Annotated in this window: 24 protein-coding genes; 10 read left to right on the top strand and 14 right to left on the bottom strand. The window is 69.2% G+C overall.

The annotated features are described in order from the left end of the window. The first annotated feature begins 84 nt into the window (after positions 1-84). Positions 85-1,596: a PucR family transcriptional regulator gene (locus AC1DWT_RS23645; RefSeq protein ID WP_206012853.1), complete on the top strand. Its 1,512-nt coding sequence runs from the start codon at positions 85-87 to the stop codon at positions 1,594-1,596. A 3-nt stretch (positions 1,597-1,599) separates the two neighbouring features. Here AC1DWT_RS23645 and AC1DWT_RS23640 read toward each other — a convergent pair whose 3' ends face one another. After that, positions 1,600-2,655, bottom strand: coding sequence for a 2,3-butanediol dehydrogenase (locus tag AC1DWT_RS23640; RefSeq protein WP_206012852.1), 1,056 nt, complete (start codon positions 2,653-2,655; stop codon positions 1,600-1,602). A 190-nt stretch (positions 2,656-2,845) separates the two neighbouring features. Between AC1DWT_RS23640 and AC1DWT_RS23635 the strand changes: the two genes are divergently transcribed. Next, positions 2,846-3,487 carry a restriction endonuclease gene (locus AC1DWT_RS23635; protein WP_072945870.1) on the top strand — a complete coding sequence of 214 codons (642 nt, stop codon included), beginning with the start codon at positions 2,846-2,848 and terminating at the stop codon, positions 3,485-3,487. 252 nt (positions 3,488-3,739) lie between these two features. Here AC1DWT_RS23635 and AC1DWT_RS23630 read toward each other — a convergent pair whose 3' ends face one another. Beyond that, positions 3,740-4,201: a 6,7-dimethyl-8-ribityllumazine synthase gene (locus AC1DWT_RS23630; RefSeq protein WP_072945872.1), complete on the bottom strand. Its 462-nt coding sequence runs from the start codon at positions 4,199-4,201 to the stop codon at positions 3,740-3,742. Positions 4,202-4,224: 23 nt separating this feature from the next. Next, positions 4,225-4,737 (bottom strand): Lrp/AsnC family transcriptional regulator, encoded by a 513-nt coding sequence (locus tag AC1DWT_RS23625; RefSeq protein ID WP_072945874.1) that lies wholly within the window; start codon positions 4,735-4,737, stop codon positions 4,225-4,227. 137 nt (positions 4,738-4,874) lie between these two features. Here AC1DWT_RS23625 and AC1DWT_RS23620 point away from each other — a divergent pair, with 137 nt between their 5' ends. Both AC1DWT_RS23620 and AC1DWT_RS23615 read left to right on the top strand, forming a co-directional pair. After that, a complete protein-coding gene (locus AC1DWT_RS23620) occupies positions 4,875-8,387 on the top strand; it encodes an indolepyruvate ferredoxin oxidoreductase family protein (RefSeq protein ID WP_206012851.1) in 3,513 nt (1,170 codons plus the stop codon). 6 nt (positions 8,388-8,393) lie between these two features. Then, positions 8,394-9,488, top strand: a complete 1,095-nt coding sequence (locus AC1DWT_RS23615; RefSeq protein WP_206012850.1) for a Glu/Leu/Phe/Val family dehydrogenase — start codon at positions 8,394-8,396, stop codon at positions 9,486-9,488. A 68-nt stretch (positions 9,489-9,556) separates the two neighbouring features. Here the strand turns inward: AC1DWT_RS23615 and AC1DWT_RS23610 are convergent, their stop codons facing one another. From AC1DWT_RS23610 to AC1DWT_RS23585, 6 genes are all read right to left on the bottom strand, one after another. Beyond that, a complete protein-coding gene (locus tag AC1DWT_RS23610; protein ID WP_095865777.1) occupies positions 9,557-9,970 on the bottom strand; it encodes an ester cyclase in 414 nt (137 codons plus the stop codon). A gap of 91 nt (positions 9,971-10,061) precedes the next feature. After that, positions 10,062-10,526, bottom strand: a complete 465-nt coding sequence (locus AC1DWT_RS23605; RefSeq protein ID WP_072945886.1) for a winged helix-turn-helix transcriptional regulator — start codon at positions 10,524-10,526, stop codon at positions 10,062-10,064. A gap of 110 nt (positions 10,527-10,636) precedes the next feature. Further along, positions 10,637-11,212, bottom strand: coding sequence for a TetR/AcrR family transcriptional regulator (locus AC1DWT_RS23600; RefSeq protein WP_072945888.1), 576 nt, complete (start codon positions 11,210-11,212; stop codon positions 10,637-10,639). Positions 11,213-11,252: 40 nt separating this feature from the next. Further along, positions 11,253-11,765, bottom strand: a complete 513-nt coding sequence (locus AC1DWT_RS23595; protein WP_241031288.1) for an acetyl-CoA C-acetyltransferase — start codon at positions 11,763-11,765, stop codon at positions 11,253-11,255. A 68-nt stretch (positions 11,766-11,833) separates the two neighbouring features. Continuing rightward, the gene (locus AC1DWT_RS23590) at positions 11,834-13,021 is read right to left on the bottom strand and encodes an acyl-CoA dehydrogenase family protein (protein WP_072945892.1); all 1,188 of its coding nucleotides are present in this window, start codon (positions 13,019-13,021) and stop codon (positions 11,834-11,836) included. Between the two features lie 43 nt (positions 13,022-13,064). Continuing rightward, on the bottom strand, positions 13,065-13,808 hold the full coding sequence (locus AC1DWT_RS23585; RefSeq protein WP_206012849.1) for an SDR family NAD(P)-dependent oxidoreductase: 744 nt from the start codon (positions 13,806-13,808) through the stop codon (positions 13,065-13,067). A gap of 299 nt (positions 13,809-14,107) precedes the next feature. On the opposite strand from AC1DWT_RS23585, the gene AC1DWT_RS23580 reads away from it, so the two are divergent. The 3 genes from AC1DWT_RS23580 (at position 14,108) to AC1DWT_RS23570 (ending at position 18,234) form a co-directional block, all read left to right on the top strand. Continuing rightward, on the top strand, positions 14,108-15,397 hold the full coding sequence (locus tag AC1DWT_RS23580; protein WP_477922418.1) for an MFS transporter: 1,290 nt from the start codon (positions 14,108-14,110) through the stop codon (positions 15,395-15,397). Further along, the gene (locus AC1DWT_RS23575) at positions 15,397-17,031 is read left to right on the top strand and encodes an AMP-binding protein (protein WP_206012847.1); all 1,635 of its coding nucleotides are present in this window, start codon (positions 15,397-15,399) and stop codon (positions 17,029-17,031) included. Before AC1DWT_RS23580 ends, AC1DWT_RS23575 begins: the two co-directional genes overlap by 1 nt. An 81-nt stretch (positions 17,032-17,112) precedes the next feature. Continuing rightward, the gene (locus AC1DWT_RS23570; RefSeq protein WP_206012846.1) at positions 17,113-18,234 is read left to right on the top strand and encodes a methyltransferase; all 1,122 of its coding nucleotides are present in this window, start codon (positions 17,113-17,115) and stop codon (positions 18,232-18,234) included. A 287-nt stretch (positions 18,235-18,521) separates the two neighbouring features. Here AC1DWT_RS23570 and AC1DWT_RS23565 read toward each other — a convergent pair whose 3' ends face one another. The 4 genes from AC1DWT_RS23565 to AC1DWT_RS23550 form a co-directional block, all read right to left on the bottom strand. Next, on the bottom strand, positions 18,522-18,812 hold the full coding sequence (locus AC1DWT_RS23565) for a hypothetical protein (RefSeq protein ID WP_072945903.1): 291 nt from the start codon (positions 18,810-18,812) through the stop codon (positions 18,522-18,524). 576 nt (positions 18,813-19,388) lie between these two features. Continuing rightward, entirely contained in the window at positions 19,389-20,747 is a 1,359-nt protein-coding gene (locus AC1DWT_RS23560; protein WP_083395813.1) for a T3SS (YopN, CesT) and YbjN peptide-binding chaperone 1, read from the bottom strand. A gap of 70 nt (positions 20,748-20,817) precedes the next feature. Further along, on the bottom strand, positions 20,818-21,480 hold the full coding sequence (locus tag AC1DWT_RS23555) for an ESX secretion-associated protein EspG (protein ID WP_206012845.1): 663 nt from the start codon (positions 21,478-21,480) through the stop codon (positions 20,818-20,820). Positions 21,481-21,494: 14 nt separating this feature from the next. Beyond that, positions 21,495-22,400, bottom strand: coding sequence for a PPE domain-containing protein (locus AC1DWT_RS23550; protein ID WP_206012844.1), 906 nt, complete (start codon positions 22,398-22,400; stop codon positions 21,495-21,497). A gap of 123 nt (positions 22,401-22,523) precedes the next feature. Between AC1DWT_RS23550 and AC1DWT_RS23545 the strand changes: the two genes are divergently transcribed. Further along, positions 22,524-23,735, top strand: coding sequence for an MFS transporter (locus AC1DWT_RS23545; RefSeq protein ID WP_206012843.1), 1,212 nt, complete (start codon positions 22,524-22,526; stop codon positions 23,733-23,735). Positions 23,736-23,738: 3 nt separating this feature from the next. Here AC1DWT_RS23545 and AC1DWT_RS23540 read toward each other — a convergent pair whose 3' ends face one another. Next, positions 23,739-24,284 (bottom strand): hypothetical protein, encoded by a 546-nt coding sequence (locus tag AC1DWT_RS23540; protein ID WP_072945910.1) that lies wholly within the window; start codon positions 24,282-24,284, stop codon positions 23,739-23,741. 303 nt (positions 24,285-24,587) lie between these two features. On the opposite strand from AC1DWT_RS23540, the gene AC1DWT_RS23535 reads away from it, so the two are divergent. Both AC1DWT_RS23535 and AC1DWT_RS23530 read left to right on the top strand, forming a co-directional pair. Beyond that, positions 24,588-26,165: an FAD-binding protein gene (locus AC1DWT_RS23535; protein WP_206012842.1), complete on the top strand. Its 1,578-nt coding sequence runs from the start codon at positions 24,588-24,590 to the stop codon at positions 26,163-26,165. Then, positions 26,162-26,506: a 4Fe-4S dicluster domain-containing protein gene (locus AC1DWT_RS23530; protein ID WP_095865769.1), complete on the top strand. Its 345-nt coding sequence runs from the start codon at positions 26,162-26,164 to the stop codon at positions 26,504-26,506. Before AC1DWT_RS23535 ends, AC1DWT_RS23530 begins: the two co-directional genes overlap by 4 nt. The last annotated feature ends 2 nt before the right edge of the window (positions 26,507-26,508 follow it).

Raw genomic sequence — 26,508 nt, 5'->3', positions numbered from 1 at the left:
TCTGCGCAGTGCGCCGCTCCGGCACCAGAGGCGAGATGTACAGTTCGTCTATTACGGTTGGGCAATTCGTACAAGGGGATGCCGGTGATCACCGTCCAGGACGTGCTGTCCGCTCCCACGCTCCGGCTCACGTCGATGAGCGGCACGGCCGGGGTGAACAACCCCATCACCGCAGCGCACGTGTCCGAACTGACGCGCCCGCGGGATTGGCTGCAGGGCGGGGAGTTGCTGATGACCGTCGGTCTCATGCTTCCCATGACCGAGTCCGGGTGCCGCGACTACGTCCGGGACTGCGTCGCGGGCGGGGTCGCCGCGCTGTGCCTGGGGCTGGGGCACGGGCTGCCCTATCAGGCACCACCGGCGCCGCTCGTCGAGGCGGCGCGTGAATTCGGCGTCCCGCTGCTCATCGCCCCCGATTCGGTGCCGTTCATCGCCATCACCAAGTGGATTTTCTCCCGGATAGCCGAGGAGGAGAAACGTGCGCTCGAGGACGCCATCGAATTGAGCTATCGGCTCACGGCGGTCGCGGCCGGACCGTCGCCGCTGAGCGGACTGCTCGACACGTGGCGTTCCGTCAGCGGCTCACTCTGCGCGGTGCTGGACGCGTCGGGCGGGGTCGTCCAACTCTCCGACGGGGTCGATGCGGCGTTCCTGCAGGACGCTGAGGATCAGGTGGGTCGCTACACCACCCGCGCCAGGGGCTGGACGGCGTTCGGCGGCGCCGGACGGCGGGAACTCGAACTGCACCCCGTTCGCATCGAGAACCCGCTCGCGTTCGTCGTGCTCGAGAGGTCGGCGGACAGCGCGCTGCGTCACGCGTCCAATGTTCTCGTCTCGCTCCTGTCGCTCGAACTCGAACGCCGTCACGTGGCCGGCGAACCCGAGCGGCAGCGGCGGGCGGCGGCGCTGGCGCAGTTGCTCCGGCCCGGACTTCGGCGGGAACGCGCGCATCAGATCGCCGCCGGCATCGGGCTGTCCCGCGACCCACTGCAGATCGCTGTCGTGCGCTCCGCTCCCGACGCGGTGGCCGATCTGACCGTCCGGATCGGTTCGGCCCTCCCGGATGCCGTCCTGCGGCAGCGTAATTGGGACATCGAGATCGCGCACCCCGAGTCCGCCGGGCTCGCGGACCTGCTGTCCGGGGTCGCGGAGGGATGCGCGATCGGGATCGGCGCGCTGGTTCCCGTGGACGCGCTGGCCGTGTCGGCGATGCAGGCGCGGTCCCTCGTCGCGGTCAGTGCCCGGCTGGGCCGCGCCGTCGACGCCAAGGAGGGGGAGACCGTCCAGTTGCTGCTGCGCCTCGGCTCGGCCGACGTGCTCAGCGGCTTCTCGACCGCCGTCCTCGCACCCCTCGATCAGCTCGAGCCGCGCGAACGCGTCGAACTCCAGCGAACACTCGAGGAATGGCTGCGCGCCAACGGGGCATGGGACCCCGCGGCGGCCGCCCTCTCTGTGCACCGCAACACCGTCCGGAACCGGATCGACAAGATCGCTGCGCTGACCGGACGGAACCTCGACCAGGCCGACGACCGCATGGAGTTGTGGCTGGCACTCAAGGCCAGGGCGGTGACGCCGTCGACGGACGAACCCGACTGACGGTCACGCCCGGACCAGGATCTTCACCGCCGTGTCGTTGTGCTCGATCAACGTGGTGAGTCCCTCGGAGACCAGGTTGTCGAGTTCGATCCGGCCCGTGATGAACGGGGCCAGGTCGATCACCCCGCTGCGGACCATCTCGATCACCGCCTCGTGGTCGCGGACGTAGGCGATGGTGCCGCGCAGGTCGATCTCCTTGAGGACGAGTTTCTGCATGTCGACCGTCGCGGGCTTGCCCCAGATCGACACGTTCACCACCACGGCCGCGGGACGGACGGCGTCGAGGATGGTGTCGAGGACGGCGTTCACCCCCGCGCACTCGAACCCGAGATCGGCGCCGACGCCGCCGGTCAGCTCGAGCACCCGGGCCTTCACGTCCTCCGAGGACGGGTCGACGACGTGATCGGCGACCCCACTGGACAGCGCCTTCTGCTTCCGGGCGTCACTGAGTTCGGTGACGATCGTGGTGACACCCAGACCCTTCAGGACCGCGGCGACCAGGAGTCCGATCGGCCCGGCACCGCCGACCAGCGCGACGTCGCCGGCCTCGGCCCCGCTGCGGACGACCGCATGATGCGCGACGCTGAGCGGTTCGATCAGGGCCGCCTCGTCGAGCGGGATGTCGCCGATCTTGTGCACCCACCGGCGGTCGACCACCACCTTCTCACTGAGTCCGCCTCCGCCACCGGCCAATCCGATGAACCCCATCTTCGTACACAGGTGATAATTGCCCGCCGTGCAGGACGCGCACTCGTTGCACACGAAGTACGGCTCCACCACCACGTTGTCGCCCACCGCGACATCGGTGACGCCCTCACCGACCTCCTCCACCGTCCCGGAGAACTCGTGGCCCATCGTCACCGGCGCGTTCTCGTGCGACAGCGGATGCGGATGTCCCGGCGGGGAGATGAAGATCGGGCCCTCCAGGTACTCGTGCAGGTCGGTGCCGCAGATGCCGCACCACCCGACCCGGAGTTTCACGGCGCCGGGCCGTAGTTCCGGTTCGGGGATGTCGTCGATCCGGATGTCGCGTCGTCCGTGGAAGCGCGCTGCTCTCATGAATCCGCCCTCACCTCGTTGTGAACCTGCTGATGGGCCGAACGGTACGACGCCGGCACGCGGCCGGGAAGGGTTGCAGTGCGTTGCAATCCGACGACGACTGTGTGACGTTCACCGGCGGATAGCTGGTTTGGCCGGATCTGCGGGTACCTTCGAAGGGAAAGACTGGTTCGATCTGGGGGAGTGAGGCATGGCACGCATACGCACGGCGGCTGAAGCTGAAATCAATGCCGCCGAGCAGATGCAGAAGCTCGGTTACGGCGACGCGACAGCGCTACTCGGCGGCACGGACGGCGGCATCGACGTCTACTCGTCACGCGCGTACGCGCAGGTGAAGTGGCGCGGCGGCAGCGCAGGCAAATCGGATCTCGCGAACCTCTACGGCACCCGCGGAACCAGCCACGCCCGGAAACTGCTGTACTTCTCCGGCCCCGGATACACCGACGAGGCCGTCGACTACGCGGACGCCGTCGGCATCGCCCTGTTCCGGTGCGAACCCGACGGCGAAACCCCGCCGCTCGGCGCCCACGCCCCGAAACTGGTGGCCGCCGCTCGTAACTCGACGGTTGCGGTGACCCCGTCCCCGCCGCCCCCACCCGAGCCCGAGTCGCCGGCGCGCATCGTCGCCCGCAACGCATGGGCGATGATCGCGGGCTTCTTCGGCGCGCACTGGCAACTGCTCGGCGCCGTCGTCTGCACGATCGTCCTCATGATCGCCCCCTTCGGTGAGGGGAACGTCGGGCTCCGCGTGTTCGCGACCATCCTCGCCGTCGTCGGCGCGCCGGTGTTCTGGCTCCTCTTCGTCCAGCACCGGCACGCGAGGGCCGGATAGTTCGACCCCGTAACGATCTCGCTCGCGCCGACGACAGCCAGCGTGACTGTCGACATTCGAGTGGAATCGCGGAGATGAATATGGGCTTGATGAACGGCCTGATGGGTAATGCGGGAAAGATCGACCCGGCTGCGGTGCAGGCGATTCTGTCGCATTTCGTCGCCGGGTAGCGCACCCGACCCCGGAAATACGAGAACACCACCGCCGGTACGTACCGGCGGTGGTGTTCTCGTTGCGGATTCGGGAGGCGCGTCAGTTCGCGGTCGGCAGCGACTTCAGCGATGTGACGGTGGCGACGCAGGCCCGCGCGGCCTCGGCGCCCTTCTTGACGAAGTGCTCGCCGAAGTAGGTGAGGTGCTCGTCGTGCTCGTGGAAGTGGTGCGGGGTCAGCACAACCGAGAACACCGGCACGTCCGTGTCGAGTTGCACCCGCATGAGGCCGTCGATCACCGCGGTCGCGACGAACTCGTGCCGGTAGATGCCGCCGTCGACGACGAGCGCGGCCGCGACGACGGCGTCGTAACGCCCCGTGAGGGCGAGGCGGCGTGCGTGTAGCGGGATCTCGAACGCGCCCGGCACCTCGAAGAAGTCCAGATCGTCCTTCGAATAGCCCAGCGTGGTCACCTCGTCGGTGAAGCCGTCGCGTGCGCGGTCGACGATGCTGCGGTGCCACGTGGCCTGGATGAACGCGATTCGTCCCTGACTCTCACTCATGGTCTGAAACTACTGCACCGGTCCTAGCGGTGTGAACGGGGCAGTGCCGTCGACCGGCCCCACCCGGAGTCGTCGGTGAGGTGCTCGAGCAGCGGCTGAATCCGGTACGGCAGCGGGCTCGTCAGCGCGATGGTGGTCGTCGAATGCGTGATGCCGGGCAGGTTCGCGATCTTCTCCAGCAACTTCTGCAGCTCCGCGTGCGTGGACGTCGCCACCCGCACCAGCAGGTCCTCCCGGCCGGTGGTCGCGTGGATCTCGATGACCTCCGGCAGGTCGACGAGACGGTTGCCGACGGCGGTCAGCTTGCCCTGTTCGAGTTCCAGCCCGACGAACGCCTGGATGGGAATGCCGACCTCGGCGAGGTCGAGGTTTGGGCGGAAGCCGGTGAGCAGCCCGCTGGTCTCCATGCGCTTCATCCGGGACTGCACCGTGTTGCGGGCGACGCCCAGCGAGTTGGCGAGTTCGGCCACGCTCATGCGTGAGTCCTGGCCGAGCAGTCCGAGCAACTGCACGTCGAGCTTGTCGATGCTGAGCACTTTGGGTACCTCCGGGAAGTGACCACCGTCACCTGTTGCGTGAACTGATCAGTTGATCCGATTTGCGTTGACCAAATCATAGAGCAGATACAGGATCAAGCTCACGAAATGCTCAACGCGACGGATCGGGAATCGCAATGACTCAGCTAGACGACGCTCGCACCAGTGCAGCATCCTTTGATCTCGCCGACCGATACCGGGCCGACTCGGGTCCGGTGTTGATGACCGGTGTCCAGGCCATCGCCCGCCAGCTGGTGGAGCAGCACGAACGCGACCGCCGCGCGGGCCTGAACGTCGCGACGTTCGTCTCCGGCTACCAGGGCAGCCCCCTCGCCGGCCTCGACCGCACCATCGCCGCCATCCCCACGCTGAGCACCGACCACGACGTGAAATTCGTGCCCGGCATGAACGAGGAACTCGCCGCGACGTCCGTCTGGGGCAGCCAGGTGGACCTCCCGCAGGGCGAGCGCACCCACGACGGCGTCGTCGGCGTCTGGTACGGCAAGGGTCCCGGCCTCGACCGCGCCAGCGACTCCATCCGGCACGCCGCGATGTACGGCGCCAACGCGCGCGGCGGCGTCCTCGTCCTCGTGGGCGACGACCCCAACGCCAAGTCCTCCACCATCCCCTGCGCCAGCGAACGGTCCATGGCCGCGATGGGCATGCCCGTCTTCTTCCCGCGCAACGCAGAGGAGGTCATCACGTTCGGCCTCTACGGGGTGGCGCTGTCGCGGATCTCCGGCTGCTGGTCGGGCATGAAGATCGTCGCCGACGTCGCCGACGGACTCTGGACCCTCGACCGCGACTTCGCCGGCCTCGACATCGTGCTCCCCGAGATCGAGTGGAACGGCAAGCCGTGGTCGTACCGGCAGCGCGTGCTCGCGTCCCCGCCCGACAGCGTCTACGCCGAGGCCGACCTCTACGGCCCGCGCTGGGCGATGGTCGAGGCGTTCAACGCCGCCAATGACATCGACGCGATCGAGGTCAACCCGCGCACCGCGTGGCTGGGCATCGCCGCCGTCGGCACCGCGTACGACTCGCTGCGCCAGGCCCTGCTCGACCTCGGGCTCGGCGACTCCCAGCTCGAGGACGCCGGCATCCGCATCCTCCGGGTCGGCATGCCCTACCCGCTGGGCGCCGACAAGGTTCGAGAACTCGCCGACGGCGTCGAGCAGGTCCTCGTCGTCGAGGAGAAGATGCCGTTCGTCGAGTCCCAGCTCAAGGACATCCTGTACGGCGGCGCCAGTGCACCCGCCGTGCTGGGCAAGAAGAACGCGCAGGGCAAGAACCTGATCCCCGTCGACGGCGAACTGACCGCCGCCCGGCTCACCGGACCGCTGCGCCGCGTCCTGAAGGACCGGGTCGCGCTGACCCCGGCCCCGCCGCCGCGCCTCGAACTGACCGTCCTCCCGACGTCGCGCACCCCGTACTTCTGCTCCGGCTGCCCGCACAACCGCTCCACCGCGGTGCCCGAGGGATCGATCGCGGGCGGCGGCATCGGCTGCCACACCCTGGTCACCATGTCCGGCCGCACCGACAGTGCCGTCACGATGCTCACCCAGATGGGCGGCGAGGGCGCGCAGTGGATCGGGCAGGCCCCGTTCAGCGACGTCAAGCACATGTTCCAGAACGTCGGCGACGGCACCTACTTCCACTCCGGCCAGCTCGCCGTGCAGGCGTGCGTCGCGGCCGGCGTCAACATCACGTACAAGGTGCTCTACAACTCCGCCGTCGCGATGACCGGCGCCCAGGACGCCGAGGCCGGGCTGACCGTGCCGCAGCTGACCCACAAGCTGGCGTCCGAGGGCGTCAAGCAGATCATCGTCTGCGCCGAGGACCCGAAGCGGCACAAGGGCGCCCACTTCGCCGCCAACACGCTGCTGTGGGACCGCACCCGGCTCGACGAGGCGCAGCGCGTCCTGCGCGACATCGAGGGCGTCACCGTCCTCATCTTCGATCAGCAGTGCGCCGCCGAGGCCCGCCGCAAGCGCAAGCGCGGCAAGCTGCCCGCCCGCCGCACCCGCGTCGTCATCAACGAGGCCGTCTGCGAGGGCTGCGGCGACTGCGGCGTCAAGTCGAACTGCCTGTCCGTGCAGCCCGTCGACACCGAGTTCGGCCGCAAGACCAAGATCGACCAGACCAGCTGCAACACCGACTACTCCTGCCTCGAGGGCGACTGCCCGTCGTTCGTGACGGTCGAACTGCCCGAGGAGGGCGCGCCGAAGACGTTGCGCGAGATCCCGGTTCCGCCGGAGATCGGCGACCCCGATCCCGCCGTGTGGACCGGAACCCACAACCTGTTCATGGCCGGTGTCGGTGGTACCGGCATCGTCACCGTCAACCAGGTGCTGGGCATGGCCGCGCTGCGCGCCGGGCTGCACGTCGAGGGACTCGACCAGACCGGTCTCAGCCAGAAGGCCGGACCCGTCACGTCGCACCTGCGGCTGAGCGACCAGAAGACGCGTGCGGGGAGCTCGGCGCCGTCCAACCGGATCAGCCCCGCGACCGCCGACTGCGTCCTCGCGTTCGACCTGCTGACCGCCGCCGACGCCAAGTACGCCGGCTTCGGCAGCTCCGACCGCACCATCACGGTCGCATCGACGAGCCAGACCCCGACCGGCGACATGGTCTACGACCCCGCCGTCCGCTACCCGGACGAGGACAAGCTGCTCGAGCGTCTCGACGTCTCGGCCCGCGAACTGACCGCGATCGACGGCCTCGCCGCCGCCACCGCGCTGTTCGGCAGCACCGCCGCCGCCAACTTCCTGCTGGTCGGCGCCGCCTACCAGGCCGGCGGGCTGCCCGTCCCCGCCCGGTTCATCGAGGAAGCCCTCGAGATCAACGGGGTGGCCGTCGAGTCCAACAAGGCCGCGTTCCACTGGGGACGCGTCGCCGTCGCCGACCGGGCGGCCTTCCTCGACGCCACCAGCTCGGCCGCCGTGCCGCAGCGCAGCGACACCGTCGTCCCGGCCCACCTGTTCGCCGGGTCCACCCTCGACGGCGCGACCCGCGAGCTCACCGAACGCCGGGCCGCGAACCTGGTCGCCTTCCAGGGTGACCGCGTCGCCGCCCGCTACATCGCCCTGGTGCAGCAGGCGTGGAACGCCGAGCGCGCACTGGGCAGCCGGACCGAGTTCAGCGAGGCCGTCGCCGCCGGGCTGCACAAGCTCACCGCCTACAAGGACGAGTACGAAGTGGCCCGGATGCTCACCGACCAGGCCTTCCTCGACGCGGCCGCCGGCGAGGTCCCCGGCGCCGGAAAGCTCACCTACAAGCTGCACCCGCCGGTCCTCAAGGCCATGGGCCGCAAGACCAAGATCGGATTCGGCCCCCGCTCCCACGTCGCGCTCAAGACCCTCGCCAAGGCGAAGTTCCTGCGCGGCACCGCGTTCGACCCGTTCGGCTACGCCAAGGTCCGTCGTCTCGAGCGTCAACTGCTCGCGCACTACGAGGCCACGGTCGCCGGCCTGATCGCCGACCTCACCGCCGACACCTACGACACCGCCACGCTGATCGCCGCGACTCCCGACCTCGTCCGGGGCTACGAGGACGTCAAGCTGCGCAACGTCACCGTCTACCTCCAGCGTCTCGCCGAACTCGGCGTCGACACCTCCACCATCACCATCGCCACCCCTTCGGAAAGGTCCTGAGAAGACATGACTCTCACCGCGGAACGTCACGCCACCGCACCGCTCCAGAACGCCGGAGTGTTCGAACGGACCGATTTCCCCACCGACACCGCGCACGAGCAGGTGACGTTCTTCCAGGACCCCGCCACCGGACTCAAGGCGATCGTCGCGATCCACGACACCACCCTCGGACCGGCGCTCGGCGGCACCCGGTTCTACCCCTACGCCGACGAGGCCGCCGCCCTCAAGGACGTCCTGCGGCTGTCGCGGGGCATGACCTACAAGTCGGCGATCGCCGGAGTCGACCTCGGCGGCGGCAAGGCCGTCATCATCGGCGACCCGGCCACCGGAAAGTCGGAGGCGCTGCTCGAGGCGTACGCCCGCTTCGTCCAGACGCTCGGCGGGCGCTACATCACCGCCGGTGACGTCGGCACCAACTCCGACGACCTCGACGTGATGGGCCGCGCCACCGAGTACGTCGTCGGACGCAACACGTCCGCCGGCGGATCCGGTGACAGCGCCCCGATGACCGCCCTCGGCGTCTTCCAGGGCATGCGCGCCGGCGCGCAGGAGAAGTGGGGCACCCCGAGCCTCGCCGGACGCGTCGTCGGGGTCGAGGGCATCGGCAAGGTCGGCTACCAGCTGATCAAGCTGCTGCTCGCCGACGGTGCGTCGGTGGTCGCCACCGACGTCAACGCAGCCGCACTCGATCGGGTGGCCCGCGACTTCCCCGAGGTGAAGATCGCCTCCAGCGTCATCGACCTGGAACTCGACGTCTACGCACCCTGCGCGATGGGCGCCACCCTCACCGACGAATCCGTCGCCGCGATCACCGCCCAGGTGATCTGCGGGGCCGCGAACAACCAGCTCGCCCACCCGATCGTCGAGCACGATCTCGGTGACCGCGGCATCACGTGGGTCCCCGACTACGTCGCCAACGGCGGCGGACTCATCCAGGTCGCCGGCGAGCGGCTCGGCACGTCCGCCGACGACGTCCGCGCGCAGGTCGAGAAGATCTTCGCCACCGTCGTGCAGATCCTCGACATCGCGAAGCGGGACGGCATCCTCGCCGGCGCCGCAGCCGACGCCGTCGCCGAGGCCCGGATCGCGGCAGCGAAGTAGGCGGCTCCGCCGCCCGTGCGCCTTTTTGGTTGCTCCCACAACCAGAAAGGCGCACGGGCGCGAAGCGCCTAGGCCGTCAGCCGCCGGTGCAGCTCCCAGGCATTGCGCTCCACGCGGTTGGATTCGAGCATCCCGTCGGCGCGCACGTTCCACACGGCGGTGCCGATCAGGTGGATGGGCTGCCCGTCGGGTTCGGTGCCCATGAATCCGCGATTGCGGCCGGTCATCTCCCACAGCGACGCGACGCGGGAGCCGTCCGCGTTCTGGAACGTTTCGACGGGGATGAACTCCAGATCCTCGACGGTGGACTGGAACTTCAGCACCCATTCCTTGAAGTCGGCCCGGCCGCGGATCGTCTCTCCGCCGCTGACGATGACGAAGTTTTCGACCACGAGTTCGTCGATCGCGTGGGGATCCTGGGGTGACTGCCACACCCGGGCCCAGAAATTCTCGACTGCGTGAACTCCGTGTTGATGGGACATGCGTTCTTGCCTCTCTCTGGCTTGGATTTTCCAAGTTAGCATGGGTATGACGAGGTCGAGCCGTCGTTTTCTCACGATGTGGCCGGCTTCGTCAGTCGCCCGTGGGCGCCGGTTCTCCTCGCTGCACGTGCAGAGTCGATGCGGACACGCGTCGGCCGTCGTCGGTGACAAAGGCCAGGGACACGGCCTCGCCGGTGGTCTCGTCCGAGTATTCGGGGGAGGTGCTCCCCGGACGCGGCAGGTGGTCGCGACCGAACTGGCCCAGCGCCCCGATCACGACATGCAACTGCCTGCCCTTCTCGGTCAGCACATACTCCTGACGTTCCCGCGACCCCGCCTGGCGATACGCGCGGCGCTCGAGAATTCCCTCGTCGACGAGCAACGCCAGCCGGGCGGTGAGCACATCGGACGCCACACCGAGACTGCGCGTGAACTCCGAGAATCGGCTGTGACCCCAGAACGCGTCACGGACGATGAGCAGCGTCCACCGGTCGCCCAGGACCTCGAGCGCACGCGCGATGGAACAGCGGGCAGGCGTGGCCGGGGACGGGCTCATACGACGAGAATAGTCGCGCCAGGCTTGGCGGGTCCAAGTCAGCAGCTGCGCCGCCCGTGCGCGGCGAACGAGTGCAGGGACTCGCTAACCACGCACGGGCGCGGAGCGCCTCACGCCCGCATCCCGATGATGACGGCGTCGAGGAACTCGTCCGCGATCTCCTCGGGCGTCTCCGCGCCCGCGGGGGTGATCCACAGGTAGCTGTAGTTGAACATGCCCAGCAGGCCCTTCACCATCAGCCGCGGGAGCACGCGGAAATGCCCGTCGCGAATGCCCTGTTCCAACGCGTTCCGCCAATGCGATTCGTAGCGTTCACGTTCGACGATGATGCGATCACGACGCTCGTCCGTCAGCGCGTGGTACTCGCGGAAGAAGACCGTCCACTCCGCGCGGTGTTCGGCGATGTTGCGCATCAGCGCCCGGGCGAGGCCGCGCAGTCGCTTCTCCGGATCGGCCTCCGACAGCGCGAGTTCGTCGGCGACCGTGTTCATCTGGGCGAGTTGCCTGCTGCTGATCTCGTAGAGGACGGCCTCTTTGCTGCCGATGTAGTGGTACAGCGCCCCGCGGCCGAGCCCGACCGCCGTGCCCAGGTCGGCGATGCCGGTGCCGTGGTACCCCGATTTCGCGAACAATTCGGCGGCCACCTGCAGGACCCGGTCCCGGTTGGCGTCGTACTTGTCGCTCATCGAAGGGCCCCTTTGTCTCCCGGCGGTCGAAGGTGTGAGTCTAGACGGCCCGGATCACGGGTTCGGCGCGGCCGGGTCTGTGATCCGAGTGCGTGCGACGTGCACGATCAGGGCCTGCCCCTGGCTGCCGCCCCGCACAGCGCCGCCGCGCCGATGCCGCCCTCACCCGATCCGAGTGGACGCCGAGGCGGACGGCCGTCGACTTCCGCGTGACCACGACGGCGCAGGCACCGTCGGCCCAGCCGTCCTGAGCCTCCCGCGTGATGCCGTACCCGGGATTTCCGGCCTCGGTCAGCGCCCCCATCGACAACCCGGTGAAGGCATCGCGGAGGCCGTCGAACGCGAGGTGATCGATCAGGACCGCGTCGCCGCACGCGATCATTCGGTGCGCCGGCGTGATCGCGTCGATTCCCGACAGGCACATCCGGACTGCAGCGCACCGCCGATCGTGTCGCCGCCCAGTTCCTCGGCGGTGAGACCCGACAGATCCCATGAAGCGTCCGAACGGGGTTCGTGCCCCCGCCACGAGGACGGTGGGGTCTGAGTTCGTCATTGTCATCTCCTTCGAGGGCGGCGCCGACCCGCAGCCGAGCCCCGGCTGCAGGTCGGCGGATGGCCGGGTCAGGGTCGACGCGAGGTCTCGAATGCGTCGGAGAACGCGTACCCGTCGAGCAGTCGTCCCGCCGCCACCAGATACTGGATCGTCGGCGTGCCCTCCTCGAGCCAGTTGAGGCGGGCGTCCCGGTACAGGCGCTCGATCGGATGCGCACGCGTGTAACCGATGCCGCCATGGACGAGCAGCGCCCGGTCGGTCACCCGCCCGACCGCCTCGAGGCCGAACAGCTTGCACATACTGGCCTCGGCCGGAATCCGTTCGCCCGCATCCCACTTCCTCGCCGCGTCCGCCAGGATGCCGCGCAGGGCGTAGACGTCGGTGGCCATCTCCGCCAGGTACCGCTGGACCGCCTGCCGCGTGCCGATCGGCTTGCCGAACGTGACGCGGCTCTTGGCGTGGGCGATCGACAGTTCGAGGGCGCGCTCGGAGGTACCGAGCGAACTTGCCGCGATGAAGACCCGGCTGATCTCCAGGGCGCGTTCGAGATGCTCGTTGCCCTGCCCCTCGGCGCCGACGAGTGCGGTGGCGGGAACCCGGACGGAGTCGAGGGTGACGTGTCCGTGCTCGGTGCCCTTGCAGCCCATCGTCTCGGGCAGTGCCGCGATCGACAGGCCTTCGGTGTCGCGGGGAACGAGGAACGCGGAGACTTCGCGGTCGGTCGTCTTCGCGAACACGATGAAGTGAGACGCGATGTCCGAGTTGGTGATCAACCATTTCTCGCCGGTGATGACGTAGTCGTCGCCGTCTCGTACCGCGGTCGAGCCGAGGTCGGCTCCGGTCCCGAATCCCGGCTCCGTGAGCGCGAACGCGACCGAATTCCGGCCCGTCGCCGCGCCCGGAAGCACCGCCGCCTTCTGCTGCTCGTTCCCGATTTCGGAGAGCGCGTGGGCGAACGAGTTGTGCACGTGCACGATGACCCGCAGGCCGCCCTGCACCTTGGCGAACTCGGCGATGATCGGCAGGTACTGGGCGATCGAGAGTCCGCTGCCGCCGTACTCGCGGGGGACCAGCAGGCCGAGCGCGCCGATCCGGGTGAGGATCGGCATGACGATGTCGTGCGGAACCTGCTCGTCGTCCTCGATCAGCTGTTCCAGCGGATCGAGTTCGGACCAGATCGCTTCGAAGATGCGGTCCCGGAGGGTCAGGTACTCCGACTCCGGAATTCCGGCCGAATGCGTGAGTGTCGCGGTCATGGTGTTTCTTCCCTTCGTTGTGGGTCGTCACAGTCGTGGTGTGTCACAGCGCCCAGCCTCCGTCGACGGTGAGAACGGAGCCGGTGCAGAACGTGGCGTCTTCGCTGAGGAAGACTGCGGCCTTGGCGATTTCGTCGACGGTGCCGAATCGGCCCAGGACGGTGTCCTGTTCGATGCGCCTGCGCGCGGATGCGGGCACCGCGTCGGTCATGTCGGTGGCGACGAAGCCGGGGGCCAGGATGTTGACCCGGATGCCGTCACGGGCGACCTCCTTCGCGAGCGATCGCCCGAAGCCGACCATCGCCGATTTCGCGCTCGCGTAGGCGGTGTCGCCGGGGTGACCGATCACGCCGACGACCGACGACACCAGAACGATGCTCGGTGACGTGCCGTTCGCGAGGTGGGGTAGCGCGGCCCGGGCGAGGGCGACGGTGCCGCGGAGGTTCGTCTCGATCACGCTCCACCAGGCGTCCGGTTTCGTCGCGTTGAGCCGTCCGCCCGACCACTGACCCGCATTCAGGATCAGCGAATCGAGGCGTCCCCAATGGGAGACGACGTGCTCCACCGCGGAGGTCGCCGTGGTGTCGTCGTGCAGGTCGAAGTGGATCGGTAGTACCTGTTCAGGGGCGTTCGCGGTGAGCTTCTCGGCTTCGTCACGGCCGGTTCGGTACGTGCAACCCACCCGGCAGCCGCGCTGGGTCAGGCCGATGGTGACGGCGGCCCCGATGCCGCGGGAGCCGCCGGACACCAGTGCGACGCGGAGATCTTCGTTGTCGTTCTCGTTCATGCCAGAAATGTACTGACCGATCCAAAAATAGTCCAGAGCCGTCGAGAAATTTGATGTAAACGCACTTAATGATCGACTAACGCGAATGCCTTGAGGCTGGATCAATCGGTACAAAAATGCTTGCGGTCGACGCGGCGGCTGTGTTAAACCTGTGACTGCGGCCACACGGGGCGACGTCGCGGACGCGAGGTCCGATCGGCGAACTCCGGACGAGGCCCGACCGCTCGATCACAACCGCGGTGGCACCGGGCCGACAGGCAACCGCACCGCCCGACATCAGCAGCGATGGGAGATTCGATATGAGAGTCATCGACGACCTGGAGGTCACCCGGGTCGAACCCCGGAAGGTCGCGTTCGCGTCCTTCGTCGGAACCGCGATCGAGTGGTACGACTTCTTCATCTTCGGGACCGCGGCCGCCCTGATCTTCGGGAAGGCGTTCTTCCCGTCACTCAGTCCGCTGTCGGGGACACTCGCCGCGTTCGCGACGTTCGGCGTCGCGTTCGTGTCCCGTCCCGCCGGAGCCATCGTCTTCGGGCACTTCGGAGACCGCATCGGCCGCAAGAAGATGCTGGTGTTCTCCCTGGTGCTGATGGGGTCGTCGACCGTCGCCATCGGTCTGATCCCCACCTACGGCGCCATCGGTCTCGCGGCGCCCGTGCTGCTCGTCCTCGCGCGCCTTGCCCAGGGCTTCGCGGTCGGCGGAGAATGGGGCGGCGCGGTACTGATGGCGGTCGAACACGCACCGCGCGAGAAACGCGCGTTCTACGGCAGCTGGCCGCAAGCCGGCGTTCCCGCCGGACTCGTGCTCGCCACACTCGCGTTTCTCCTCGTCGAGCAGCTTCCGGAGGACCAGGTGCAGGCGTGGGGTTGGCGGCTTCCGTTCCTGGCCAGCGCCGGGCTGGTCGCGGTCGGCATGTACGTGCGGTTGAAGGTCGTCGAATCGCCGGAATTCGAGAACGTCAAGCGCGACAAGAAGATTGCCGACTTCCCGATCCTCGCGGTGCTGCGGGGTGAGAAGCGCGCACTCGGCGTCGGCATACTCACCCAGGCCGCCTCACTCGTGCCCTTCTACCTCGTCACCGTCTTCGTGCTGTCGTACGGCCCGAAGGAACTCGGCATCTCGCGGCAGACGATTCTGCTCAGCATCCTCGTCGCGTGCGTCCTCGACATCGTGTCCGTGCCCTACGCGTCGATGATCGCGGACCGGATCGGGACTCGGAAGATGCTGATCTACGGCTCCGTCTACATGGCCGCGATCGCGTACCCGTTCTTCTGGTTGCTGTCCACCGGCACGGGTGCCGCGGTGCTGCTGGCGATGATTCTGATCATCACCATCGGCCACGCCGTCACCTACTCCGCGGTCGCCGGATACGTCACCGGTCTGTTCCCTGCCGAGGTCCGGTACACGGGCGCGTCCGTCGCCTATCAGTTCGGCGGCGTCGTGTTCAGCGCGCCGGCACYGTTCATCGCGGTGGCGATCGCGGCCGAGACGGACGGTGCGTGGGCACTGGCCGCATACATCGCCGCGGCGTGCGCGATCACCGTCCTCGTTCTGACCCTGACGAAAACTGCAAAGGTGAACCACTGATGTCTCTCGACGGACCCGCGTCGCCCGCACTCGCCGCTGCCTGGCAGGACATCGAATCCCTGCTGGACCGCGACCCGTTCGGCGGCGACTTCAACACGGCACACGAGATCTGCACCCGCTACACCGCCGACCCGAATCGGGTGGCGCTGACCGTCCGGCACGAAGACGGGTCGGCCGACCGCTGGACGTACTTCGAACTCGACCGTCTCGCCGCCAAGGCGGCACGGGTGTTCGCCCGAGCGGGCCTGAAGCGGGGAGACCGCGTCGGCGGACTGCTGTCCCGACAGGTCGAGAGTTGGATCACCGCGCTGGCGGTATGGCGATCCGGGCTGGTGTACGTGCCGTTGTTCGGCGGTTTCGCCCCGGATGCGATCGGTCTTCGGCTCGACGCGGCAGGAGTCCGCGCGATCGTGGTCGATCGGCGGTACCGGCCGGCGCTCGCGGAGGCGCAGGCGACCCACGGACTCGACCCGGCCGTGTTCGTCGTCGGAGACGGCGCGGCCGGCGGGACCGACAAGTCGTTCTGGACCGAGGTCGACCTGGCCGCCGCCGACGGTCCGCTCGAGAAGACCGCACTGGGCGACACCGCCACCCTGCTGTTCACCAGCGGAACATCCGGAACACCGAAGGCGTGCACCATGACCCACGCCACGTTCGTCTCGGTCATGCCCTACGCGAAGACCGTTCTCGGGGCCACCCGCGACAGCATCGTCTTCTCCACCTCGGACCCGGCGTGGGCGTTCGGACTGTTCAGCACCGGCGCCGCCGTCATGGCGCTGGGCGTGCCGCGGGTCATGTACTCGGGCAAGTTCGTCCCCGAGGCCTGGCATCGCGTCATCAGGGAGGAGAAGGCGACGATCCTCACCACCGCGCCTGCCGCACTGCGGCGACTGACGGCGACGTTCGCGCAGGAAGGGGTACCGGCGTCGCTCCGCACCGTCGCCGCTGCCGGTGAACCGCTGACCGCAGCGGTCGCCGCAGACTGGGCCGGCACCGGTGCACCCGCCGTGCGCAACGGATACGGACTGTCCGAGGTCGGCATGCTGCTCGGCGACACCCAGGGCACCGAAACGCGGTCCGTTCCCGGCTGGATGTCCGCCGGGATCCCGGGTTTCGACACCTTCCTCGCCGACCGGGACGGCGAACCGGTGGCCGAGGGCCTGCCGGGATTGATCGCGGTACGGCAGCCCCGCCACCAGATGTCCAGCGGGTACGAGAACGCCCCCGAACTGTGGGCCGACCGCTGGCGCGGCGACGTGTTCCTCACCGAGGACCGCGCCGTCACAGACTCCGAAGGGCGGTGGCAGATACTGGGCCGGGACGACGACATGATCATCGCGTCGGGACACAACATCAGCCCGGTGGAGGTCGAGAACGCGCTGCTGCAGCACCCGGCGGTCGCGGACGCGGCGGCAGTCGCGTACGAAGATCCGGTCCGCGGCGGAGTGGTCCGGGCGGTCGTCGTCCGCGCGGACACCCCGGGTGACGACAGCGACCTCGTCACGCAACTGAAGCAACTCGTCGCGCAGCGCGTCGGGCCCTACGCGGCGCCGAAGGTCGTCGACTTCCGGCCCGACCTCCCACGCACCGAAGTCGGCAAGCTCCGCCGGGCGGCGGTCCGCGCACTCCCGTAGGGCGGCTCCGCCGCCCGTGAGTGGTTAAGGAGTCCCTGCACTCGTTAACCACTCACGGGCCGTAGGCCTAGGCTCTCCCTCATGGAAACCGAGTTCGTCCGCTGGACCGAGGACGGCACCGAGCATTCGGCGGTGTGGCGGTCCACCAGCGGGGCGGCGCCCCCGAAGAAGATCAGGGTCGCCGACGACTCGATGACCGCCGACGAGGCCTACCGTCTGGCGTGCGAGGGGACGGCGCTGCTGTGGCGCGGTGATTTCCACAACGCCCGCCAGCTCGGCACGGCCGTCGCCGCCCGCACCGACCGCAAGGCCCGCAAGACGTCCACGGACCCGGCCACCGCGTTCCATCTGCACCGGCAGACACAGTCGCGGCGGGCAGGCATCCTCGGGATGCTGCTGGTGCCGTTCGACGCCGACCAGACCGTTCCGTTGCGCCGCGCCCCCGACGTGCGGCAGGCGGTGCTCGCGGCATACGGACCGACCGACCAGCCGACGGTCACCACGCTGCGGGATCTGCTCGGCGCGATCGGCGCCCACGAGTGGCAGAAAAAGGGCGTCGAGATCCCCGCCCTCGGTGCGCGCATCCACCCCGGCTACGGCGTGTTCTCACCGATTCGCGGCGAATACGTCGACCTCGTCGCCGATACCCCGCTGCCTTCGCTCGCGACAGCGTTCGACATCGGCACCGGCACCGGCGTGCTGGCGGCCGTCCTTGCGCACCGCGGTGTCGAGAAGGTGATCGCGACCGAACTCGACGCGAACGCGCTGGCATGCGCGCGGGCGAATCTGGACCGGCTCGACTACGCCGGTCGGGTGCAGGTCGTGGAAACGGATCTGTTCCCCGACGGCCGGGCGCCGTTGGTCGTGTGCAACCCGCCGTGGATCCCGGCCCGGCCCACCTCGCCCATCGAGTACGCGATCTACGACCCGGACAGCCGGATGCTCCGCGGATTCCTCGCCGGCCTGGCCGAGCACCTCGAACCCGGGGGAGAGGGCTGGCTCATCCTGTCCGACATCGCCGAGCACCTCGGACTGCGAACCCGCGAGGAATTGCTGACCCTGATCGACGACGCCGGCCTCACCGTTCTCGGGCGGCGGGACGTGGCGCCCCGGCACGGCAAGGTCGCCGACCGCTCGGATGCGCTGCACGCCGCCCGCAAGCGGGAAGTGACGTCGCTGTGGCGGCTCGGCGCGCAGGACTGATGACCGCGACTGCGTGGTGTTCGGGCCGTACGACTCCGGCGTGACCCGCGGCGTCGACACGAGATCCGGGATCGTCCACAACGGTTCGCCGTCGCGCGATCGTAGGCGCCGTCACCGAGCAGCACCGGGAGGTGAGGGACACCGTCGTCACGCTCGTCGTCAGCCCGACCCGCGGCCGACGCGCCGCGATGCATCCGATGCACGTACGGCGCCTGGCCCCGGGCGAACCCTGACCGTTGAAAACACGTCGGTGCGACCAGTCAGCATGTCCGCCATGACGATCAGCGTCAACGAACCCATTTCCACGGCTTGTCCCAGAGTCCGGGCGGCGGCACGAAGGGTAGCTGGCCCAACTGTCCCGGCGGTGGGAAGAATGGCAGTTGGCCCAACTGTCCCGGCGGTGGGAAGAATGGCTGCTTCGCCGGTTGTCCGGGCGGTGGACCCAAGTCGGGTACCGAGATGCCGGGTAGCGGCGGTGGCCACGGATCAGCATTTGCCGGAACGGCGCCGAGTCCCAGCGTGGTGAAGCCCAGCGCACCGGCGACCAGGGCACGCGCCGCACTCGTTTTCAGATTCATCGTGACTCCTTCTGCGTCTGCTCGACCACTGGCTGTGGTGGGCAGACCACCGGTATGCACGCTTTTAGTGTGCGCCTGTGCGCATTTTTGTGGGTTACGGATGGGATTGCTGCGAAGTGGCGGCACTACCGCGTTTCAGGGGCCTCAGCCGAGCGCGAAACCGTCGACAGCTGCCGCTGCCTACCGAAGCATAAGGCCCCCAGATGCTTGCACGGTGCGGTGGAGCCTGGTCTGGCGGTCGTGGGAATGGTGACTTCCGTGTTGCCGTCGAGCGTGGGAAGTGGGTAGAGCGGGCAGGCTTGTGCGCCTTTGTGGTTGCTGCAGCTACCAGAAAGGCGCACGGGCGCTAGCGCTTCTTGACGTGCGTGACGATTTCCGGATCGCTCTGTCCGTTCGTCTTCATCTTCTTGTCGGCGCGCTTCTCCTTCAGCGACTTGCCGGATTTCTTCGACATGGAATTGCGGGGCGATTYGTCAGCCATGGACCATCCCTGAATGCGGAACCTGGACGGCTCCGATAGAGCCGACAGTACGCCATATCCCGGGAAACCCGGACCGATCGTCGAAACGGTCGCTTCTAGGACGACGGATCGTCGAACAGCGTCTGCTCCTCGGGGTTGTTGAACAGTCCCATCTGCTCGGGCCGCGGCTTGGTGTCGGGAGCGTTCTCCGTCGGCGGCAGTACGACGGTCCGGAGGGCGTTGCGCAGGGTGCGGACGACGCGCTCCCAGTGCTCCACCGACGCGTCGTCCGTGTCACGCAGACGGGACACCCACGCGGTGCCGGTGTCGAGGAGGGCGAGGATCCGGTCGCGGTCGTGACCGCACACGTCGGCGACGACGGCCGGATCGGTGTCGCCACCGCACCCGGGATCGAGATGGAACAGCGTCTGGAGTTCCTTCGGCAGATCGGTCGTCGACGTCCCGTTCCCGGTGTGGGGTGCCGACACAGGTTCGGGTTCCTCGTCGGGGCCGGAGTCCCGGTTGAAGAACAGTTCGCCGCCGAACCGCGCCGCGAAGTCGCTGTCGACGGTGCGCAGGAAATCGGCGAACGACTTGCAGCTGTCCGTAAGGTGCTGCGGGACGAACGGGTTGCCCGACACCTCCAGGAACGCCGACAAACGGTCGTCGACCAGCACGAACTTGATCCGTGACCAGGTGCGGTTGAGGTCGGCGGTGACCTCGGCCGCCCGGGTGCGGTCGCTGATGTCGTGCACCAGCGGCGCGAACAGTTGCACGTCGACGGTGTCGGCGAGCGGCCCGACGAACAGGATGGTGTTGCCCATCCGGATCGGGACGTCGCCGTCCGGGTCGCGTTCGGGCAGCAGCCCGAGCATCGGCACCAGCGAGAGCGTGATCAGTTCGTGCAGGTGCTCGACGTCCCGCGGGACCACGGCGGCCGCGGGGTCGAGTTGCGCGACCAGCGGCGGCCGCACCGCAATCGGGTCGAACGTGGCCTCGGGATCGGTGCTCGACGTCTCGGTACTCAGGAACGCGGGATGCGTGATTCCCCAGACGTCGCGGAACGCGGCCACCGCCATCGCGGCCAGCTGATCTGACCACGACAGCTTCTTGTCCACGTAGAACGCGGGGGAGCCGTCGTCCGGGTCGTCGTCTGGGCCGCGGGTCGGACGGTTCCAGCCCAGCTCGGTGAGGTACGTCTGCTCGGCCTCGGTCAGCGCGCGGTCGGGGTGCAGGTAGTGGTTCGACGGCACCTCGCAGCGCACTGTGTCGCCGTCCCACACCACGAACTGGATGCACGGCATCAGCCCCTGGGATTCGTCGAGTTCCTCGAATCCCGATTCGAGCACCAGTAGGTCCTCGTCCTGCATCGCCGCCAGATAGTCCGCGAGGCGCCGCTGGAACTCCGCCCAGTCGCGGTTCACGCTCGAATCCAGATCGAAGTCCTGCATGTCTGCTCCGTCCGGGTCGGCCACAGGTCACCTACTTCCGCTGTATACGGTAGCGGCGATCGCTGACACCGCAGCGCAGGAGGGGGTGCGGGGCTCAGACGGGGTGACCGGCCGCGATCCGTCCGGTCAGCCGGGTGACCGCGTCGAGGAGGTCCCACGACGTGCCCGGTTCCACCGCCACCGCCGTGTCGCCCCACACGAGATATCTGCCGTCGCTGTCGATGTCACGCCACGCCAGACCGCCGACCGGGCGCGGCGAGTGCCGCGCGCCGCGGACGACGGTGACGACCCCCTGACCCGTCGACGGGCGGTCGAGGATCCGGGCGACCTCCGCCTGCCGGTGCGCGGCATCCGCCCGGTCGACCACGACGCCGCGACGCGTGCCCGCGTCGGTGTCGGGCAGCTGCGCGATCAGCTGCCTGCCGACGTCGTACGGTTCACAGCTGCGGATCACCACCTCGCCGCCCGGATGCTGCACCGCCGCGATTCCGTGCCCGCGCGCGAGCGCCCCGATCAGGCGGATCGGCGTGCCGCCTTCGGAGCCGGAGATCTCGATCCGGAGGTCGGGTTCGGCGAGCACCAGCAGCGCCGACGCGAGCGGGTCGTGTTCCGGTCCGGAGAAGTCGGCGCGGATCCGGCGCTGCTCGGCCTCGTACTCGTCGGCGGTGGCCAGCGCGCTCGTGACCGTGAACGGATACGGGATGCGGTCCTGGCCGGTCCGCGCCCACGACGCCGAGAACTGCGGACCGCTCAACACCCAGTGCCCCACGACTATTCGCCGATCACCGCGGGCGTGACGAGGGGTAGTTTCCCGACGAGTTCGCTTCCCTCGTCGATGCTTTCGAGGTAGGTCGGTGGTTCCTCCTCGTCTTCGCGTGCGGCGGGCAGGGCCAGACTGCCGGGCCGTTCGGGGGCCGGCGCCCGGTGCGCGGCCACGATGCCGTGCGCGTACTGCGCCACCCCGCCGCCGACGGCCCCGGCCAGCGCCGCACCGGCGATCGAACCGGGAGCGGCCTGCGTGGCCTGGGGCTGGACCTGGTCACTCTCGCGAGGCTCGGAGTCCGCGCCGGGTTCAGGTTCGGGTTCGGCCACCTGCTGATCGCTGGGTACGCCGTGCACGCCGTTCGGTCCGATGTCGAAGCCCACCGGCCGCCCGTGTTCCGTCGCCGCACCGTGGGTCGCGGCGAGACCGTCGGTGGGGAGTCGATCGTCGGCAACCCGATACGCCGACGCGTACAGGGTATCCATGGTCGCCTTCGCGTCCTGTTCCGCGGCATCGGCGTCGGCTTCCGCGGTCCAGTTGCCGGGTAGCACCCGGGTCCAGTCGGTCGGGTGGTCCCCGGGCGGGCCGACCGCACCGCGTACCGCTTCGGCGCCGGCGCTCGCGTGCCGCAATGCCTCTCCCACGTCGGCGAAACGGCCGCCGACCTGCCCGGCCCGGGCGGCGTAGTCGTCGAGTGCCGACACCACCGCGGTCGCCGACCGTCCGCGCCAGCCGGTGCCGACCGCGGCCCGGGTCGTTTCGTGGAACGCGGCCACGGACTCCTGAAATTTTCGTCCGAGGTCGTCCCAGGACGCGGCGACCGCCTCGGACTCGGCGGGTCTCAGGGCGTCGACAGCACTGCTGATGGCGCGGTGATCCCAGGCGCCCGATCGAAAATTCTCCCCGCCATTCATCCCCGACCTCCGCTGCTGGACACTCTCGGTCCCGGAGTGGACCCCCCAATCCGGCGGGAAGCCACCTTACCGACTGCTGGACGGGGCTTGTCACCGCTCCCGATCTCCGAAAGGCTCGGATCCATGCCTTCGTTCTCGCCCGCAGTGTCCGGAACCCGCACCCGGCGGTCGTCCGCCCTCGCGGTCGGGGCCACGTCGTTCGCGTTCCTCGTCACGATGATGGGAACGACACTTCCCACCCCGCTCTATTCCATCTATGCGCAGGAACTGGCGTTCAGCGCCCTCACCGTCACGATCCTGTTCGCCGTGTACGCGGTCGGGGTCGTGGTCGCGCTCGCCCTGTTCGGGCGGCTGTCCGACGACCTCGGACGGCGTCCGGTGCTCTTTCTCGCGGTCACCCTCGCCGCGGTGAGTGCCGTGCTGTTCTTGTTGCCGTCCACGCTTCCGGTGTTCGTGGTGGCCCGGGTGATCTCCGGGCTGTCCGCAGGCCTCATGACCGGCACGGGCACGGCCGCGGTGATCGATCTGTTCCCGCCCGACCGCAAGGCCGCAGCCGGAATGCTCGCGATCGCGGTGAACACCGGCGGACTCGGATTGGGCACGCTCAGCGCGGGGGTGATCGCCGACCTCACCTCGAGTCCGCTGACCATTCCCTATGTGGTGAATCTCGTGCTCGCCGTCCTCGCGGGCGCCGCGTTGTGGCTGTTCGCGCCGGCACCGGCCACCCGCCCGACGTGGCGCATCCGACCTCGCCGCCTGCAGGTTCCGGCGTCGATCCGCGGCGCCTTCGTCACCGCCGTGCTCGCCGCCGGAACCGCATTCGCGGTGACCGGTGTGCTCACCGCCGTGTCGGCGCTGTTCCTGACCGAATATCTGGGGTCGAGGAGCCACACGATGGCCGGTCTCGTCGTGTTCCTGACGTTCCTGTTCATGGCCTTCGGTCAGCTCCTCGCACGCCGGATGTCGACGGCCGCCGCGATGCTCGTCGGGTGCCTCGCGTTGATCCCGTCAGCCGGCCTGCTGGCGCTCGCGCTGGCGAACATCGTGCTCGCGCCGCTGCTCGCGTCCGCGGTGGTGCTCGGCGTCGCCGGGGGCCTGTGCCTCAATGCCTCGATCGCCACCACCGTCGAACGGGTCGAGCAGCAGTTCCGCGGCGGGGTGTCGTCGGCGTTCTTCGCGGGGATCTACGTGATGCTGGCCGTCCCCGCGGTCGGTGTCGGCGTGCTCGCGCGGTTCACCGACCTTCGGGCCGCCGGGATCGTCTTCAGCGCGCTGGTCGCCGCGCTGGGTGCGGGGGTGGCCGTCGCGCAACTGATCGCGCGCAGACGGGCCTGAGCGTCAGCCTCGTGGCCTGGTGGTGACCGGCGGGATCGTGATCACCGGACGCGTCGTCGTGGTGGTGGTCGGCGCCAGTGTCGGTGCCACGGCGGCCTGCGGCGGAACGGTCGCCTCGGTCGTCGTGACGATCGGGGGCCGGGTCACCGGCGTGGTGACCGGGGCGAGGCTGATCGTCGGCGGAGGGGGAGGCGGAGGCGGCGCGAGCGTCGTCCGGACCGGCGGCGGGGGAGGCGGTGCGGGGGTCGTCGAGGGCGCGGGCGGCGGCGCGGTGGTCACCGGCGCCGGTTCGGTGGGGAGGGTGACGACCCGCGGGGTGGTCAGCTCCGCCATCTGCCAGGTGGGGGTCGGCGGGACGAACACCTGGAACGTCGCCGGTTCCGCGCTGTACGGCCCCGCGGCCTGCAGACCTTCCGACGACAGCGGTGGTGGCACGACTGTCGGTCCGCGACTGCCGAACGCGCCGCCTGCGGCGCCGATCATCAGCCCGGAGACCGCTGAAACGGTGGCAATCGCAAGCGCCCCGATCGCTACAGTCCTGTCGTCCATGCTTTACCCGTCGTCGGCGTGCAAATGCGTCCACCATAGAGGGCGTTGCCCCCGGCTGGTGCACGTGTCCGCAATCGAGTTGCCCGGGAGGGGTTCGCTCGAAGGTTGCCGGGCGGCCGCCGGGGTTCGGCGCACGCTGACGAGAACCCTTGCCCGGACGGGGTCGCGAGCCGACGATCGAGCGGTGTCCATACCGCTCCGACCGGGGGTAACGATGTCTCTGCTCGACAGATTGTTCCGCCGCCGCCCGCTGTCCGAACGAGCCGGGGCGGCCGTCGCCGCGTCGGCGATGCTGTTCGCTTCGTGAGCGCACTCGAGATCGTCGCCGACGTCCTCGTCCTCGGCGGCGGACCCGCCGCCACCTGGGCGGCACTGTCCGCGGCCCGGGAGGGCGCCCGGGTGGTGCTCGCCGACAAGGGGTACTGCGGAACCAGCGGTCCCACCGCGTCGGGTGGCAACAACCTGTGGAACATCCCGCCCGGCCCCGCCCGCGAACGGTCGGTGCAGGCCCGCTTCGAGGACGGCGGCCGGCTGTCCGAACCGGCCTGGATGTACCGGGTGCTCGAGGAGACCCACCGCCGGGTGGACGAACTGGCCGATTCCGGCTACCGGTTTCCGTCCGGCGACGACGGCCGGGAGGTGCGCACCAGCCTGCAGGGGCCGGAGTACATGCGCCGGATGCGCAGGCGCGTGCACCGGGCCGGGGTCACCATTCTCGACCACAGCCCCGCCCTGGAACTGCTCACCACCGGCGACGGCGTCGTGTCCGGCGCCGCCGGTCTGCAACGGCAGAACGGATACGCGCCGTGGTCGGTGCGCGCCGGGGCCGTGGTCGTGGCGACCGGCGGCTGCGCGTTCCTGTCGGGAAGTTTCGGAACGAACGTCGACACCGGCGACGGACTCCTGATGGCCGCCGAGGTCGGGGCGTCGTTCTCGGGCATGGAATTCTCGACCGCCTACGCGCTGGCCCCGGCGTGGAGCGGGCACACCAAGGGCTTGATGATGCAGTTCGCCACGTACTACGACGCGGACGGCCAGCCGCTCGGGGACGGCGGCTTCTCCGCACGCGGCGCCGCGATGGCGCACCTCGCCACCGGCCGCCCGGTGTATGCGCGGCTGGATCGGGCCCGGCCCGACATCCGCGCGGTCATGCGCACGTCGCAACCGAATTACTTTTTGCCGCTGGACAAGGCTGGCATCGACCCGTTCACGCAGAAGTATCCCGTGCGCGCGGTGCTGGAGGGGACGGTGCGTGGGACCGGAGGCATCCGGATCACCGGCACCGACTGCGCCAGTGACGTTCCCGGCCTGTTCGCAGCCGGCGACGCCGCCACCCGCGAGTTGATCACCGGCGGCCGCAGCGGCGGCGGCAGTCACAACGGGGCCTGGGCGATCTCCTCGGGAACATGGGCGGGCGCGGGCGCCGCCCGGTTCGCGCGGGGGCGTCCCGTCCCCGACGGAGTGCGCGGCGCGGGAACGGCCGGTCTGCGCGGCCCGTCCGCCCGGCGGCAAGCGTCGCGCGCCATCGTCGGACTGGTTCAGGAGCACACCCTGCCGCTGCGGCGCAGCTACCGGCGCAGCGCGACGAGCCTGCAGGACAGCGTGACCGCGCTCGACGAAGCCTGGTCGGGTGCCGCCGATCTGCTCGGCGGGAGCGAACGGGAACTGCTGCAGGCACGTTCGGCCGCCGCGATGCTCGCCGCGGCCCGGTGGGCGACCCACTCGGCGCTGGCGCGGACCGAGACCCGGGGCATGCACGTGCGCACCGACCTGCCCGACACCGATCCGTCGCAGACCCGTCGCCTGCTGTCGGGCGGAATGGGCGAAGTGTGGGTGCGGCCGGAACACGGCGCCGCCGAAAACAGGACGGTGGCGTCGTGATCGAGGTCGTCCTCGCCGACAGGTGCGTGCAGTGCGACATCTGCATCAAGGTCTGCCCGACGGACGTCTTCCGGCGCGGCGAGGACGGGGTTCCCGTCGTCGCGCACCAGGAGGACTGCCAGACGTGCTTCATGTGTGAGGCGAACTGTCCCACCGACGCGCTGTACGTCGCGCCGTTCGACACCCCGGTTCCCGAGGACTCCACCCACACCGACGCCGACGCGCTGGCGGAGTCCGGGGCGCTCGGCGCCTACCGCGCCGTGATCGGGTGGGGTGGCGGGCGCACGCCGGGTTCCACGCTCGACCGGAACCACCTGTTCGCACCCGTGAGTACTTCGTAACC

Source organism: Rhodococcus sp. P4_B6, assembly GCF_056402215.1.
This window is presented reverse-complemented; position numbering and strand designations above follow the sequence as displayed.

What these genes read in the sequence shown, in the direction of transcription:
- AC1DWT_RS23575 (WP_206012847.1), top strand. Translation starts at nt 15,397, where the DNA reads ATGTCTCTCGACGGACCCGCGTCGCCCGCACTCGCCGCTGCCTGGCAG.
- AC1DWT_RS23550 (WP_206012844.1), bottom strand. Translation starts at nt 22,400, where the DNA reads ATGAATGGCGGGGAGAATTTTCGATCGGGCGCCTGGGATCACCGCGCC.
- AC1DWT_RS23585 (WP_206012849.1), bottom strand. Translation starts at nt 13,808, where the DNA reads ATGAACGAGAACGACAACGAAGATCTCCGCGTCGCACTGGTGTCCGGC.
- AC1DWT_RS23635 (WP_072945870.1), top strand. Translation starts at nt 2,846, where the DNA reads ATGGCACGCATACGCACGGCGGCTGAAGCTGAAATCAATGCCGCCGAG.
- AC1DWT_RS23590 (WP_072945892.1), bottom strand. Translation starts at nt 13,021, where the DNA reads ATGACCGCGACACTCACGCATTCGGCCGGAATTCCGGAGTCGGAGTAC.
- AC1DWT_RS23595 (WP_241031288.1), bottom strand. Translation starts at nt 11,765, where the DNA reads ATGACGAACTCAGACCCCACCGTCCTCGTGGCGGGGGCACGAACCCCG.
- AC1DWT_RS23565 (WP_072945903.1), bottom strand. Translation starts at nt 18,812, where the DNA reads ATGAATCTGAAAACGAGTGCGGCGCGTGCCCTGGTCGCCGGTGCGCTG.
- AC1DWT_RS23630 (WP_072945872.1), bottom strand. Translation starts at nt 4,201, where the DNA reads ATGAGTGAGAGTCAGGGACGAATCGCGTTCATCCAGGCCACGTGGCAC.
- AC1DWT_RS23545 (WP_206012843.1), top strand. Translation starts at nt 22,524, where the DNA reads ATGCCTTCGTTCTCGCCCGCAGTGTCCGGAACCCGCACCCGGCGGTCG.
- AC1DWT_RS23610 (WP_095865777.1), bottom strand. Translation starts at nt 9,970, where the DNA reads ATGTCCCATCAACACGGAGTTCACGCAGTCGAGAATTTCTGGGCCCGG.
- AC1DWT_RS23605 (WP_072945886.1), bottom strand. Translation starts at nt 10,526, where the DNA reads ATGAGCCCGTCCCCGGCCACGCCTGCCCGCTGTTCCATCGCGCGTGCG.
- AC1DWT_RS23615 (WP_206012850.1), top strand. Translation starts at nt 8,394, where the DNA reads ATGACTCTCACCGCGGAACGTCACGCCACCGCACCGCTCCAGAACGCC.
- AC1DWT_RS23540 (WP_072945910.1), bottom strand. Translation starts at nt 24,284, where the DNA reads ATGGACGACAGGACTGTAGCGATCGGGGCGCTTGCGATTGCCACCGTT.
- AC1DWT_RS23570 (WP_206012846.1), top strand. Translation starts at nt 17,113, where the DNA reads ATGGAAACCGAGTTCGTCCGCTGGACCGAGGACGGCACCGAGCATTCG.
- AC1DWT_RS23620 (WP_206012851.1), top strand. Translation starts at nt 4,875, where the DNA reads ATGACTCAGCTAGACGACGCTCGCACCAGTGCAGCATCCTTTGATCTC.
- AC1DWT_RS23600 (WP_072945888.1), bottom strand. Translation starts at nt 11,212, where the DNA reads ATGAGCGACAAGTACGACGCCAACCGGGACCGGGTCCTGCAGGTGGCC.
- AC1DWT_RS23640 (WP_206012852.1), bottom strand. Translation starts at nt 2,655, where the DNA reads ATGAGAGCAGCGCGCTTCCACGGACGACGCGACATCCGGATCGACGAC.